This is a genomic window from Bradyrhizobium sp. INPA03-11B, from assembly GCF_040446015.1.
GTDB classification, from domain to species: Bacteria; Pseudomonadota; Alphaproteobacteria; order Rhizobiales; family Xanthobacteraceae; genus Bradyrhizobium; species Bradyrhizobium macuxiense_A.
On the sequence record NZ_JASGSR010000167.1, the window covers coordinates 1 to 13,427 of the forward strand.

A 13,427-nucleotide genomic window follows, 5' to 3' on the forward strand; every position below is an offset into this window, starting at 1 on the left:
CAGAAGACGGCATCCGCGATTGCTGGACATGTCTCGTGGGCTCGGAGATGTGTATAAGAGACAGGGGGGGAGGGAGCCAGACGAGCGTGCCCACCTCACATCTACCCATCCGATGCATAATTTGCCGCCAGCAATCGATGCTATTCAGCACCGACGACGTAAGGGACGTACCAGCGGAAGGGTTCCCTCCCCCCTTGCGGGGGAGGGTTAGGGAGAGGGGTGCTGCACGGGCGCTCTCTCCGCATCCCTTCACACAACAGGATCAGGCCTTCAGCCCCGTTCCGCCATACAGCCACGCGATGTCATCGCACCAATCCGCTTGCGACTTCGTGCTCATGATCGCGTTGCGGATGCGCGCGTGGTCGCCCGCGGGATGATAGACGTGCTCGCCGATCGCGCGAGACATCAGCTGTACCCGCGCGGTGCGCGGGAAGCGTTGCGCGCGGTAGGCATCGAGCGCCGCCGATTGATCATCGTGACTGGCCAGCATGTGCGACAGGCAGACCGCATCCTCCATCGCCTGGCAGGCGCCTTGCGCAAAATATTGCAGCATCGGATGCGCGGCGTCGCCGAGCAGCACCACGCGGCCGTCGATCCAGCGCTCGGTGGGGTCGCGGTCGCACAGCACCCAGAGCTTCCAGTTGGTGCCGTGGCGGATGATGTTCTGCGCCCGCTCGTGCACGTGGGTGAAGCCCTTCATCACCTCATCCTCGGAGACCGGCTTGCCGGCAACCGGCTCCGGCGCGTCGTTGTGATAGGTGACGACGAGGTTGAACACCTTCCAGCCCGACAGCGGATAATGCACGATGTGGCACTTGGGGCCGGCCCACAGCGTCGCCGCATTCCAGCGCAGGTCCTCCGGCATCTGCTCGGTCGGGATCACCGAGCGATAGGTGGTGTGTCCGGAAACGCGCGGCGGGCCATCTGCCGTCACCTGCTTGCGGATGTTCGACCACAACCCGTCGGCGCCGATCAAGAGACGCCCGGTGATGCGCTCGCCACTGGCAAGCCTTGCGGTCACGGACGAACCATCCTGCTCGTAGCCGGTCACTTCGCTGGAAACACGCAGCTCGATCAGTTCATGAGTCTGGCAGGCGCGCAGGAACACACCATGCAAATCGCCGCGATGCACCACGGCATAGGGGTTGCCGAACCGCGCGCGAAACGTCTCGCCGAGATCGATGTGGGTGATCTCATCGGCGGTCAGCGCATCCATCAGCCGGAGCTGGTCGATATAGACGGCCATGTTGCGCGCGGCCTCGCCGACGCCGAGATAGTCGAAGGCGTGGAACGCGTTCGGCCCGAGCTGGATGCCGGCGCCGATCTCGCCGAGCGCAGCGGCCTTCTCCAGCAGGATCGAGCGGATGCCCTTTTGCGCAAGGCCCAGCGCCACGGCGAGGCCGCCGATGCCGCCGCCCGCGATCAGGACCGGCTTGCTGTCCGCCATCAGCCCGACCTCCCCAAATGTTCGAGCGCGTCCTCGGCGCGCAGCGGCACCCGCGAGGACTCGTTGTTGAGGTCGACAAGTTGGGTCAAGAGCGAGAGAAGCGTCTTGCGGTCGGCCGGCTTCAGTGGCTGCAGCATCCGCGCCTGCGCCTTGTCGACCGACGGCATGATCTCGCTCAGCACGCCGGCCCCGGCCTTGGTGAGGTAGAGCAGCTTGACGCGCTTGTCCTCCGCCGCTGGCTTGCGCACGATGTAGTCCTTGGCCTGCAGCCGCTCGATCACGTTGCCGAGCGTGGAGCGGTCGAACGCGATCACCGCCGAAAGCCTTGTGGCGTCGATCCCGGGATGGGTCGAGATCGTGACCAGCGCGGCGTACTGCACCGGTGTCAGATCGAACGCCTTGCACTCCTCGATGAACAGCGCGACCGCGATCTGCTGCATCCGCCGGAACAGATAGCCGGGCGCGGTGTAGACCGCGTCCATGGTGACGGGCGTCGGCTTGCTACTCGGCATCGGGCTGCTTGTCCGGGGCGGCGTCGGCGAACGCCTTAACCTGCTTTGCCGCGGCCTCTGCCTTGAGCAGGCGCGGATAGGCCGAGACGTCGACGCCGAACCGCCGTGCATTGGCGAGCTGCGGCACCAGACAGAGATCGGCGAGCGTCGGCGTATCGCCGAAGCAGAACGGCCCGGCCTCGTCAGCGATCAGGGTTTCGCAGGCCGCTAGGCCCTCGCGGTTGGCCCACGCCGCCCACTCCGTCACCTGCTCTTCCGGCAGGCCGAGCTTGCGCAACCGTGCCAGCACTTTCAAATTCTGCACCGGGTGGGTGTCACAGGCGATCGCTTGCGCGAACGCCCGTATCTTGGCGCGGCGCAGCGGATCCTTCGGCAGCAGCGGCGGATTGGGATTGGTCTCGTCGAGCCATTCGATGATCGCGAGCGACTGGGTGAGGATCGCGCCGGCGTCGCTCTCGAGCGTCGGCACCAGCCCCTGCGGATTGATCGCAAGATAAGCGGGCGCGCATTGCTCGCCCTTGCGCAGATGATGCGGCAGGTGCTCTGAAGTCAGCCCCTTCAGATTGAGGGCGATCCGAACCCGGTAGGACGCGCTGCTCCGGAAATAGCCATGCAGCTTCATCGGAACCTCCCTTGCATTTCGTTGGATTGACGCTAGCCATATTGTAAGTATACTGTCAATTAAATTACACCAACAAGAACGATGGGAGGCTTGCCATGGAAGCCGTGCAGAAGACCCCGGAGCGCGAAGCGTTCTACAAGAAGATCGACGGCCAAAACCTCTCGGCGCTGTGGAACGTGATGAACGATCTGATCACCCCGGAGCCGAAAAGCGCCTGCCGCCCTCATCTGTGGAAGTTCGACCAGATCCGCGACTACATGAACGAGGCCGGAACGCTCATCACGGCCAAGGAAGCCGAGCGCCGCGTGCTGGTGCTGGAAAATCCCGGGCTGCGCGGCCAATCCAAGATCACGACCTCCCTCTTTGCCGGCGTGCAGATGGTGGTGCCGGGCGACATCGCCCCCGCCCATCGCCACGCGCAATCGGCGCTGCGCTTCGTGCTCGAGGGCAAGGGCGCCTTCACCGCGGTCGACGGCGAGCGCACCGCGATGTCGCCGGGCGATTTCGTCATCACGCCGTCGATGACCTGGCATGACCATTCCAACGAAACCAACGAGCCGATGTTCTGGCTCGACGGGCTCGACATCCCGATGGTGCAGTTCTTCGACTGCTCGTTCGCCGAAGGCGCCAAGGAAGATCAGCAATCGATCTCGAAGCCCGCCGGCGCCAGCTTCGCGCGCTACGGCCACAACCTGCTGCCGATCGACCAGAAGCGGACCTCGAAGACCTCGCCGATCTTCAACTATCCCTATGAATACACCCGCGAGGCGCTGGAGAAGGCCAAGGCCAGCGACGAGTGGGATGCCTGCCACGGGCTCAAGCTGAAGTTCTCCAACCCCGAGACTGGCGATTTCGCGATGCCGACCATCGGCACCTTCATCCAGCTGCTGCCGAAGGGTTTTAAGACCGCGCGCTATCGGTCGACCGATGCCACGGTATTTGCCGCGATCGAGGGCAAGGGCCGCACAAGGGTCGGCGACCAGACCTTCGAGTGGGGACCGCGCGATCTGTTCGTGGTGCCGAGCTGGCGCTGGGTCACCCACGAGGCTGATACCGATGCAGTGCTGTTCTCGTTCTCAGACCGTCCGGTGCAGCAGAAGCTGGATCTGTTCCGCGAGGATCGGGGGAACGCGTAATCAGAAACGTGTAGTCGCCGTCGTCCCGGGCAAGCGAAGCGCGACCCGGGACCCATAACCACAGGGTCGTGTTGTTGGAGGTGCTGGGGCCCCAGCTCATTTCAACAACGACATCCTGTGGTTATGGGTCCCTGCTTTCGCAGGGACGACATTTGAGTTTGCCGCCCCGGCGCGCGCCCTCACCGCCAGTGCAACAACCGCGTCTCCAGCAGGTTGATCAGCTTCCCGACCGCGAGCCCGAACAGCGACAGGATCACGACGCCGGCGAGCAGCTGGTCGGTCTGCATCAGATTGCCGGCCTGCAGCACGAAGGCGCCGATGCCGTATTGCGCGCCGATCATCTCGGCGCTGACGACGAGCAGCAGTGCAACGGATGCGGTGATACGGAAGCCGGCGAGGATCGAGGGCAGCGCGCCCGGCCAGATCACGCGGCGCACGATGGCGTGGAACGGCACGTTGAAGCTTTGCGCCATCCGGATCAGATTGCGCGGCACCGCATCGACGCCGCTATAGACCGAGATCGCGGTCGAGAAGAACACCCCGAGCGCAATGGTCGCGATCTTCGGCTCCTCGCCGATCCCGAGCCACAGGATCAGGAGCGGCAGCAGCGCGATCTTCGGGATCGGGAACAGCGCCGAGATGAAGGTGATGCCGACGCCGCGCGCCGTGGTCGACAGCCCGATCGCAAAGCCGACGATGACGCCGGCGGCCGTGCCGATGATCCAGCCGGTGCCGATCCGCATGATCGACCACGACAGATGCTGCCACAGCGCCCCCGACGTCGCGAGCTTGGTGATCGCGACCGCGATCGCTGACGGCGCCGGCAGGAACAGCGGATTGACCCATCCTGCGCTGCCGGCGAGCTGCCAGATCGCGATGACCAGCGCGAGCGCGATCCAGCCGGAATAACGGCTGCCGCCGGATGTGAAGCCGGCGCCGCGAAACGCGACCGGCCGCGTCGCTTCCGCCGACTGGTCTTTCATCTCCGGCGGCGCACGGTCAAGCATGCTGGACCTCGCGCTCGGCATCGATCGCCTCTTTCCGGATCAGCGACCACAACTCGCCTTGTAGTGCGGCCATCGGCCCGCGTGCTTCCGCCGTGCCGCGCTCGGCGCGCGTCATCGGGATGGTCACGATCTCCCTGATGCGGCCGGGGCGGCGCGACAGCACCACGACGCGGTCGGCGAGCCGCACCGCTTCCTCGAGGTTATGCGTGACATAGACCGCGCCCATCGCGCCGTCGGCGAGCAGGCCCACGAAATCCTCCATCAGCAGCTCGCGGGTTTGCGAATCCAGTGCCGACAGCGGCTCGTCCATCAGCAGGATCGCCGGACGAACCGCAAGCGCGCGCGCGATGCCGACGCGCTGGCGCATGCCGCCGGACAGCTGCTTCGGGTAAGCGGCGCGGAAATCCGTTAAGCCCGTGCGGCGCAGCGCGTCGTCGATCACGGCGCGGCGCTCGCCGGTGCTCAAGCCCGTGTGCAGCAGCGGAAACGCGACGTTCTCCTCGACCGTATTCCATGGCAGCAAGGCAAAATCCTGGAACACGAAGGTCAACGGATTGAGGCTGCCGGCCGGCGCCGCGCCGCGCAGCTCGGCGGCACCCTTGCTCGGCCGCAACAGGCCGCCGAGAATGAACAGCAGCGTGCTCTTGCCGCAGCCGGACGGACCGACGATCGCGACGATCTCGCCGGCGGCGACCTGGAAGGAGACATCGTCGAGCACGTCGAGCGCGCCGAAGCGATGGCTGATGTGGTCGGCGATCAGGTCCATGTTAGTACGAACTCGCTGCCAAGCCCGTCACCCTGAGGAGCCGCGAAGCGGCGTCTCGAAGGGTCGACGGCCCGGATGTAGCAGGGCCGTGCATCCTTCGAGGCTCGCCCAGCGGTGCAAGTGCACCGCAAGGCTCGCACCTCAGGATGACGGGCTGAGTGGTGTAGACGTGGCGTGACATCAATCCGCCTTTACATGATCCTTGGCGATGATCGCATCGGCATCGAAGCCCTTGTCGACAAAACCCTGCCCCTGCAGCCATTTGATCTGGTTGTCGAGGTTCTTCACGTCGAGCTTGCCGTCGGGATCGATATAGGCGCAATTGCCGACCACCTGCGCGACCGGCAGATTGGTGTATTTGGCGATGATCTCGAGCAACGGTTTTGTTTTCTCGTTGACCGGCGCCACGCCGTCCTTGATCGCAGTGAGAATCACGTCGTGATATTCGTGGTCGGCGCGGGTCAGCGCGGTGAGCAGCCTCTTCACCAGCTGCGCGTTGGTCAGCGTCTTCGGCGAGGCGAAGATGGCGCCGAGCTGCCACGGCGTCTCGTCGCCGACCCAGCCCAAAAATTTCGCGCCGTTGGAATCCATCAGCGTGCGCGCGGTCGAGACCGGCAGCAGCGCGGCGTCGACGGTTTCGCCCTTCAGCGCCGCGGCCGCGTTCGACAGCGACTGCAGCGGCACGATCTTCACGTCCGACAGCTTGAAGCCGTATTTGTCGGCGAGCAGGCCGAGCGAATAATGGAAGCTGGAGCCGACCTGGGTCACCGCGACGCGCTTGCCCGCGAGATCCTTCGGCGTCTTGAGGCCAGCCGCATAGGCGTTGTTGCTGGCGAAATAGCCGATCAAGGGATAGCCGGCCTTCTCGCGGCTCATGCCGCCGATCACCTTCAGCGTGCCCTTGCCAGCGAGATTGTAGAGACCGGCGGTGACGGCGGTGATGCCGAAATCGACGTCGCCGGACGCGGTCGCAACCGCGATCGGCTGCGCTGCATCGAAGAACTTCAGCTCGACGTCGAGCCCGGCGTCGCGGAAATATCCCTTGTCCTGCGCGATGAATACCGGCGCCGAGGACGACAGCCGCAACACGCCGATCTTCGCCTTCAGGAGATCATCGGCCCGCGCGATACCGCTCGCGGCCCACACCAGGAGGCCCGCGAGTGCGAGCCGCGCCCAACCCTTCATTGCCGTCTCCACCTATAATCCATCAGGCACGGCCTGGTCGCGCCCGATGAACGCGCCCTGCTGCGCGAGCTGTTGTTGCAACTTTTCGACGGAAATGTCGCGCGGAATCGTGTTGCCCGATAGTGCCAGCGCAGCCGCGGTTCCCGCCGCCTCGCCCATCACGAAACAGGCACCGGAGACACGCGCCGCCGATTGGCCCTCATGGGTCATCGAGGCGCAACGGCCGGCGACCAGGAGATTGTCGACGCCATCAGGCACCAGCATGCGGTACGGCAACTCGTTGTAGCCGCGGCTTTCGGGGATCGGCGGAAACTCGAAGGTCACATCGCCCGGCACGTGCTTTTCCATCGGCCAGCCATTGACGCCGATCGAATCCTCGAACGAGGCGCAGCCCAGCACGTCCTCACCGGACAGCACGTAGCCGCCGATCACGCGCCGGGTCTCGCGGATGCCGAGCTGCGGCGGCAGATCGACGATGTAGGAGTTCTCGAAGCCCGGCACAGTGCGCAGGAACGCGAAGGCCTCCACCGCCTGGCGGCGCCCCTCGATCTCGCCGCGCGTCATGTCGTCGGGATCAATTCCGGAAATGGCGCCGCCGTCGCTCCGCGTCACCTGGGTGAAATTCACCCGCCATTCGATCTGCGATTTCTGCGGCCGCACGATCGCGGATTTGCGTGGGAATGTGTGGGTTCCGGCAGCCTCGGCCTGCGCCATCCGCTCCGGAATGGTCCGCCACGCATCGCCGGCCTTCGCTGGATCGATGCCGTTGAGGCGGAACATCATCGAGGGGTAGAGCATGCCGCCGGCATTGTCGCCGACTTCATAGGGCGCGCCGGCCCACACCGCGAGATCGCCGTCACCGGAGCAGTCGATGAAGATACCGGCGCGCACGGCCTGGCGACCGGCCTTGGTTTCCACCATCAGCGCGCGGATATGCGTGCCATCCATCACGACGCCGGCGCCAAGCGCGTGGAACAGGATATCGACCTTGTGATGCGCCAGCAGATCGTCGGCGGCAATCTTGTAGGCCGCGGTATCATAGGCCTGCGCAAAGATCTTGCCGAGGATCAGATGCGGCGCGTTCAGCCCGCCGAGCCGGTCGATCCGCGCCAGCAGGTCGGAGGCGATGCCCTGCACCACCCGATGCATCTCGCCGAAGATGTTGGCGTGCAAGCCGCAGAAATTGGTCACGCCGGCCGCGGTGCCCATGCCGCCGAGAAATCCGTAACGCTCGATCAAGAGCGTCCGCCGCCCCGCACGCGCTGCGCCGACCGCGGCCGCGATGCCGGCCGGTCCGCCGCCGAGCACCGCCACGTCATATTCGCCGTAGACCGGCACCTGCCGCGCAGGCTCTTCGATCGTGCTCGCTCGCATCATTTCCGCCCTGAACAAAGTTGATTGGGCCAACTATGAATTGATGCAGATTGCAGTACAATCCACCAAATTATGTAATCAGCTTTCGCGAATCGAGAAAAGTCCGGGGCAGATGGATACGCTGGTCAACCTCGAAGCCTTCCTCGCCACCGCCGACGCCGGCGGCTTCTCGGCCGCGGCGCGCAAGCTCAACGTCGCGACCTCGGTCGTCGCCAAGCGCGTCACCCAGCTCGAGGAGCGGATCGGCGCCGCGCTGTTTCACCGCTCGACCCGGCAATTGCGGCTGACCGAGGCCGGACAGCAATATGTGCACCGCGCCCGCGGCGTGGTTGCCGATGTCGGCGATCTCTTGTCGCGGATGGGCGAGAAGCAGCGCGATCTCACCGATCATCTGCGCGTCAAGGCGCCGACCTCACTGACGGTGGCGCGGCTCGCCGATGCCTTCACCATCTTCCAGCGGCACAATCCGAGCGTGAAGCTCGAGATCGTGATGATCGACCGCCCGGTCGATCCGGTGACCGAAGGCTTTGACATCGCGATCGGTGCCTTCCCGCATTCCTTCGGCGGCGTCGTCGACGAGCCTTTATGCCGGCTGCCGCGGCTATTGTGCGCCTCACCAACCTATCTGAAGAAGCACGGCACGCCGAAACATCCGCGCGACCTGGTCGATCATCGCTGCCTCAGTTTCCTGCCCACCGGCCCGGAATGGCCATTCGAGGGGCCGCGCGGCCGCATCAATATCCAGGTCCGCCCGATCCTCTCTTCGAACGAGGGCCGCGTGCTGACGCAAAGCGCGATCGCCGGCAACGGCATCGCACTGCTCTCGCATTATCTGGTCGCCGACGCGCTGCGCGACGGCGCGCTGCAGCCGATCCTCGCCGAGTTTCCGATCCCGGAATTGTGGGTGAAGGCCGCCGTTCCCGAACGCCGCATCAATGCCGCCGCGGTGCAGGCGCTGCTGAGGACATTGAAAAAGTCGCTGTCGCAATCGCTCTGACGCGACGGCAGCCTTGCCCCGCGCATGCCGACCTGAGACAAGGACGCGAAAGGATCGCCCGCTTGAAACTCCTGGTATCAGCTTCGCTTGGCCTCATCATCGCAGCGACACAAGCGGCGGCGATCGAGACCTGCCGCTTCATCGAGCCCAAGGCGGAGCGCGAGGCCTGCTACCATCGCCAGGAGCAGGAGCTCGCAGCCAAGCGCAAGTCCAGGTCCGAGCCGGCGGCACGATCGAGCGAGTCGAAGACGTTTGAATCGCTGGAACAGATGCGCCGCGACGACGCGGAGGTCTATCGCAGCATCCGCGGCATTTGCAGCGGCTGTTGAGCTGAGGGTGGCTTACGCCGCCCCGCCCCAGCGGCCGGCGCGCTTCTCGGCAAAGGACGCGAGCCCTTCGGCGGCCTCGGCGGTCTGCCGCTTGGCCGAATGCAGATGAACGAGGCGCTTGTAGGCCGCATCGTCCACGGCCATGCCGCCGAACGAGCTTTCCATCGCGAGCTTCTTGGTCTCGGCCAGTGCATCCGGAGCATTGCCAAGCACTTGCTCCACGACCTTGGCGCCGGCGCTTTCGAGATCGGCCAATGGCACCACCTCGTGGACGAGACCGATGCGACGCGCATCCTCGGCGCCGAATCGTTCGCCGGTCAGCGCGTAGCGGCGCACCTGGCGGACGCCGATGGCGTCGCAGAGCTGCGGGATGATGATCGCAGCCGTCAGGCCCCAGCGCACCTCGGTGATCGAGAACAGCGCGTTGTCGGCCGCGATCACGATATCGCAGGCCGAGATCACGCCGGTGCCGCCGCCGAAGCAGCCGCCCTGCACCAGCGCCACCGTCGGCACCGGCAGCGTGTTGAGGCGCTGCACCGCCTCGAAGGTGGCGCGCGACGCCACCTCGTTCTCCTCCGACGATTTCGGCCGTACGCCGTTGATCCATTTCAAATCGGCGCCGGCCTGGAAATGCTTGCCATTGCCTTTGAGCACCACGACACGGACCGGCTTGGTCGAGAGATCGTCGATCGCGGCCAGCACGCCGGCAATCAGCGCGCCGTCATAAGCATTGTTGACCTCGGGCCTGTTCAGCGTGACGGTCGCGACCCCGCGCGCATCGAGGCTCCACAGGACTGGGCTGGCCGACATGACGTATCTCCCTCGTTCGGCATTGCTGTTATCAGACACTATGGCGACAGGCGTTGCCTTGATCCATCACTTTCGAGCGCGCGCAGCCGCGCCCCGCGCATGACGGGTTGCGCGATGCCCCGCGCTTGTGGAAACTGACGCGGCACGTTGCAAGGACCAGTTCCACTGATGCGTATTTGCATTTTCGGCGCGGGCGCCGTCGGCAGCCATTTCGCGGTCCGCTTGGCACGCGCCGGCCACGATGTGTCCTGCGTGATGCGCGGCCCGCATCTCGACGCGGTCAGAGCCAATGGGCTGACGCTAAGGGTCGGCGACAGCAGCGTCACGGCGAAAGTGAAGGCGTCCGCCGATCCTGCCGAGCTGGGGCCGCAGGACATCGTCATCAGCACGCTGAAGGCCACCGGCGTCAGTGCGCTCGCAACCGCTCTCCCGCCATTGCTTCAGCACGACACATCGATCGTGTTCGCGCAGAACGGCATTCCCTGGTGGTACGGTCTCGGCCTGCCGCCGCAGCATCCCGCGATCCCCGATCTCGGCTTCCTCGATCCCGGCGGGCGCTTGCGCAGCGCCATCCCGAAGCAACGCGTTATCGGCGGCGTGATCTTCTCCTCCAACGAGGTGATCGCGCCCGGCGTGGTGGCGAATCTATCGCCGGATCGCAATCGCCTCCTGGTCGGCGAATGCGACGACCGGCAGAGCGAGCGGATCGCCGTGCTGCGAGCGGCGCTGAACGACGCCGCGATCGAATCGCCCGAGGTCAAGCAGATCCGCGAGACGATTTGGTCGAAGCTGCTCACCAACATGTCGATGTCCGTGCTCTGCCTGCTGACCGGGCTGACCGCACGCGGCGTCCGCGACGATCCAGACATGCAGGACGTGATCCCGCGCCTGCTCGACGAGGCCAATGCGGTGGCGACGCACTACATCCCCGACGTCAAGCGCGTCACCCGCTCAGGGCCCGCGCCTGACCACAAGCCGTCGATCCTGCAGGATTACGAGCTCGGCCGCGCCATGGAGATCGACGTGCTGGTGCGCGCACCCGCGGCGTTTGCCCGCGCGGCTGACATTCCGACCCCGATGCTCGACCTGATGGCCGCGCTGGCAATCCAGAAGGCGCGTGACAAGGGACTCTATCAGGGCTGACAATCCGGACAGCACGATAACAAGCAGGGACATCGAACCATGCAAATCAAGGACAAGGTCTGCGTCGTCACCGGCGGCGCGAGCGGGATCGGCGAAGCGGTGGCGCGAGCCTATGCGGAGGCCGGCGCGCGCGGCGTCGTGGTCGCCGACCTCAAGACCTCGCGCGACCGGCTCGCCAGCGTCGCCGGCGATATCGACGGGCTCGCGGTGACGGCCGATGTCGGGCTGGAGGAGGACATCAAGGCGCTGATCGCCGCCGCCGAGGACAAATATGGCCCGGTCGACGTGTTCTTCTCCAATGCCGGGCTGTCGCGCAAGGGACAGGAGACCGCGTCAGATGCCGACTGGGATGTGAGCTGGCGCGTGCATGTGATGAGCCACGTGTTCGCCGCGCGCGCGTTGGTGCCCGGCATGCTCGCACGCGGTTCCGGCTATTTGCTCAACACCGCATCGGCCGCGGGGCTGTTGGCCTCGCTGAACTCGATGCCCTACGGCGTGACCAAGAACGCCGCGGTCGCGCTCGCCGAGCATCTGGCGATCCAGTATGGCGATCGCGGCATCCGCGTCTCCGTGCTCTGCCCGCAATCGGTGCAGACCGGAATGACGACGCCGGGCCCGAGCGCGGCGCGCGTCGACGGCGTGCTGCAGCCGGGCGAAGTCGCGCGGATGGTGATCGAGGCGATGGCGGAAGAGCGCTTCCTGATCCTGTCGCATCCCCAGGTGCAGGAATACATGCAGCGCAAGGCCACCAATCGCGAGCGCTGGCTGTCCGGCATGCGCCGACTGCGCGACCGCATCTATGGCGGCGCGCCAACTTGATCGAACGTAGCCCGGATGGAGCGAAGCGCAATCCGGGCTACAGAAATCTACGAATGCTCCGCCACCCACGCCGCGAACGCATCGAGCACCTCGGCCATCACCTCGCGGTCGTCGCGGCCGGAGCGCTTGAGGACATGGAAGGAATGGTCAGCCTCGTGCACGAGATGCAAGGTCGCCCGGCTGCCCAACTCCTTCACGACAGGCTCGAGCAGATCGAGCTCGGCCAGCGCGTCGCGCGTGCCCTGCAGGAACAGCATCGGCACCTTGACCTCGGCGAGATGCTTGGCCCGCTCCCGTGACGGCTTGCCGGCGGGGTGCAGCGGAAAGCCGAGGAACACCAGCCCGCGGACGCCTTCGAGCGGTGCCTTGGCCTGTGCCTGCGACGTCATACGTCCGCCAAACGACTTGCCGCCGGCGAACAGCGGCAGTTCGCCGCAACGGCGTGCGGCATCCCGAACCGCGGCACGCACCGTCGCCTGCGCGACGGCGGGCGGATCGGGCCGCTTGCTGCCCTTCTCCATGTAGGGAAACTGATAGCGCAGCGTCGCGATGCCGCGCTCCGCCAACCCCTCTGAGATCACGGCCATCGACGGATGCGCCATGCCGGCACCAGCGCCATGGGCGAACACATAGGCCGCGCGCGCCTTTTCCGGGCGCAGCAGCAGCGCGGACACTGCGCTGTCGTCCGATACCGTGATCGTGAGCGGTTGTGCGCTTGACGCGTGCAAGACGACTTCTCGAAGAATTGTTGCTCCGGCATTTCTAGCCGCCCGCGCCGATGCGCGCAAATGCCGCCGAGGAGAGCGCACCGCAAGTGAAATGGCTCACAGCCAATCAAATTTCCTTTGCGACATTTCCCTTGGCAACATTTCCGTTGGTAGACCGAGCAACGCCACTATAGGATAGCGCACAATACAACACACGCTTAACGCGAACCTATTTCGGCGATTTTTAACATCTCAGCAATATGACGCGGGTACCGCGAATCGGGGGACGGGGGCATGCCTCGCAAGACGATCTTTTTCATCGGACTGCTGATTGTCGCCGGCGTCCTCTACTTCAAGGACGATATCGAGACGGTGACGAGCGGCTTCCGCGTCAAGGTCGTCGACTACCAGCCGCCGGCAAAGACGGTATGGCTGGATCAGAATGTCAGCGCAGAACGGCTGCGCTGGTTCTATCACGCCGACCAGGGCACGCGGACCTTCGGCATTCCCCTTGAATGGTTCATGGCGCTGGAGCAACCGACGGTGTGGCCGCTGTTCACGGCGGCGCCGAAG

The 13,427-nt window shown here is 65.3% G+C and carries 14 protein-coding genes and 1 pseudogene; 6 read left to right on the forward strand and 9 right to left on the reverse strand.

The features are described from left to right. Positions 1–262: 262 nt before the first annotated feature. The 3 genes from QMZ05_RS37365 to maiA are packed head-to-tail and all read right to left on the reverse strand — an operon-like array spanning position 263 to position 2,581. Positions 263–1,447: a 3-hydroxybenzoate 6-monooxygenase gene (locus QMZ05_RS37365; RefSeq protein WP_353705309.1), complete on the reverse strand. Its 1,185-nt coding sequence runs from the start codon at positions 1,445–1,447 to the stop codon at positions 263–265. After that, complete coding sequence (locus QMZ05_RS37370; protein ID WP_353705310.1) at positions 1,447–1,959, reverse strand: MarR family transcriptional regulator; 513 nt, start codon at positions 1,957–1,959, stop codon at positions 1,447–1,449. Before QMZ05_RS37370 ends, QMZ05_RS37365 begins: the two co-directional genes overlap by 1 nt. After that, the gene (maiA, locus tag QMZ05_RS37375) at positions 1,949–2,581 is read right to left on the reverse strand and encodes a maleylacetoacetate isomerase (RefSeq protein WP_353705311.1); all 633 of its coding nucleotides are present in this window, start codon (positions 2,579–2,581) and stop codon (positions 1,949–1,951) included. Before maiA ends, QMZ05_RS37370 begins: the two co-directional genes overlap by 11 nt. Before the next feature lie 95 nt (positions 2,582–2,676). Between maiA and gtdA the strand changes: the two genes are divergently transcribed. Further along, complete coding sequence (gtdA, locus tag QMZ05_RS37380) at positions 2,677–3,717, forward strand: gentisate 1,2-dioxygenase (protein ID WP_353705312.1); 1,041 nt, start codon at positions 2,677–2,679, stop codon at positions 3,715–3,717. 179 nt (positions 3,718–3,896) lie between these two features. On the opposite strand, the gene QMZ05_RS37385 is transcribed toward gtdA, so the two are convergent. The 4 genes from QMZ05_RS37385 to QMZ05_RS37400 form a co-directional block, all read right to left on the reverse strand. Further along, on the reverse strand, positions 3,897–4,724 hold the full coding sequence (locus tag QMZ05_RS37385) for an ABC transporter permease (protein WP_353705313.1): 828 nt from the start codon (positions 4,722–4,724) through the stop codon (positions 3,897–3,899). Further along, complete coding sequence (locus QMZ05_RS37390) at positions 4,717–5,490, reverse strand: ABC transporter ATP-binding protein (protein WP_353705314.1); 774 nt, start codon at positions 5,488–5,490, stop codon at positions 4,717–4,719. The genes QMZ05_RS37385 and QMZ05_RS37390 overlap by 8 nt, the downstream gene beginning before the upstream one ends. A gap of 180 nt (positions 5,491–5,670) precedes the next feature. Beyond that, entirely contained in the window at positions 5,671–6,675 is a 1,005-nt protein-coding gene (locus QMZ05_RS37395) for an ABC transporter substrate-binding protein (protein WP_353705315.1), read from the reverse strand. Positions 6,676–6,687: 12 nt separating this feature from the next. Further along, positions 6,688–8,049 carry an FAD-dependent oxidoreductase gene (locus QMZ05_RS37400; RefSeq protein ID WP_353705316.1) on the reverse strand — a complete coding sequence of 454 codons (1,362 nt, stop codon included), beginning with the start codon at positions 8,047–8,049 and terminating at the stop codon, positions 6,688–6,690. A 112-nt stretch (positions 8,050–8,161) separates the two neighbouring features. On the opposite strand from QMZ05_RS37400, the gene QMZ05_RS37405 reads away from it, so the two are divergent. Next, positions 8,162–9,046 carry a LysR family transcriptional regulator gene (locus QMZ05_RS37405; protein ID WP_353705322.1) on the forward strand — a complete coding sequence of 295 codons (885 nt, stop codon included), beginning with the start codon at positions 8,162–8,164 and terminating at the stop codon, positions 9,044–9,046. Between the two features lie 62 nt (positions 9,047–9,108). Continuing rightward, entirely contained in the window at positions 9,109–9,375 is a 267-nt protein-coding gene (locus QMZ05_RS37410) for a hypothetical protein (protein WP_353705317.1), read from the forward strand. A gap of 12 nt (positions 9,376–9,387) precedes the next feature. On the opposite strand, the gene QMZ05_RS37415 is transcribed toward QMZ05_RS37410, so the two are convergent. Continuing rightward, complete coding sequence (locus QMZ05_RS37415; RefSeq protein WP_353705318.1) at positions 9,388–10,185, reverse strand: enoyl-CoA hydratase-related protein; 798 nt, start codon at positions 10,183–10,185, stop codon at positions 9,388–9,390. A 168-nt stretch (positions 10,186–10,353) separates the two neighbouring features. Here QMZ05_RS37415 and QMZ05_RS37420 point away from each other — a divergent pair, with 168 nt between their 5' ends. Both QMZ05_RS37420 and QMZ05_RS37425 read left to right on the forward strand, forming a co-directional pair. Then, on the forward strand, positions 10,354–11,328 hold the full coding sequence (locus QMZ05_RS37420; protein ID WP_353705319.1) for a ketopantoate reductase family protein: 975 nt from the start codon (positions 10,354–10,356) through the stop codon (positions 11,326–11,328). A 39-nt stretch (positions 11,329–11,367) separates the two neighbouring features. Continuing rightward, a complete protein-coding gene (locus QMZ05_RS37425) occupies positions 11,368–12,147 on the forward strand; it encodes an SDR family oxidoreductase (protein ID WP_353705320.1) in 780 nt (259 codons plus the stop codon). Between the two features lie 47 nt (positions 12,148–12,194). Here the strand turns inward: QMZ05_RS37425 and QMZ05_RS37430 are convergent, their stop codons facing one another. Next, on the reverse strand, positions 12,195–12,875 hold the full coding sequence (locus QMZ05_RS37430; protein ID WP_353705321.1) for an alpha/beta family hydrolase: 681 nt from the start codon (positions 12,873–12,875) through the stop codon (positions 12,195–12,197). 273 nt (positions 12,876–13,148) lie between these two features. Between QMZ05_RS37430 and QMZ05_RS37435 the strand changes: the two are divergent. Further along, positions 13,149–13,427: pseudogene (locus QMZ05_RS37435) on the forward strand (hypothetical protein); the annotation flags it as partial.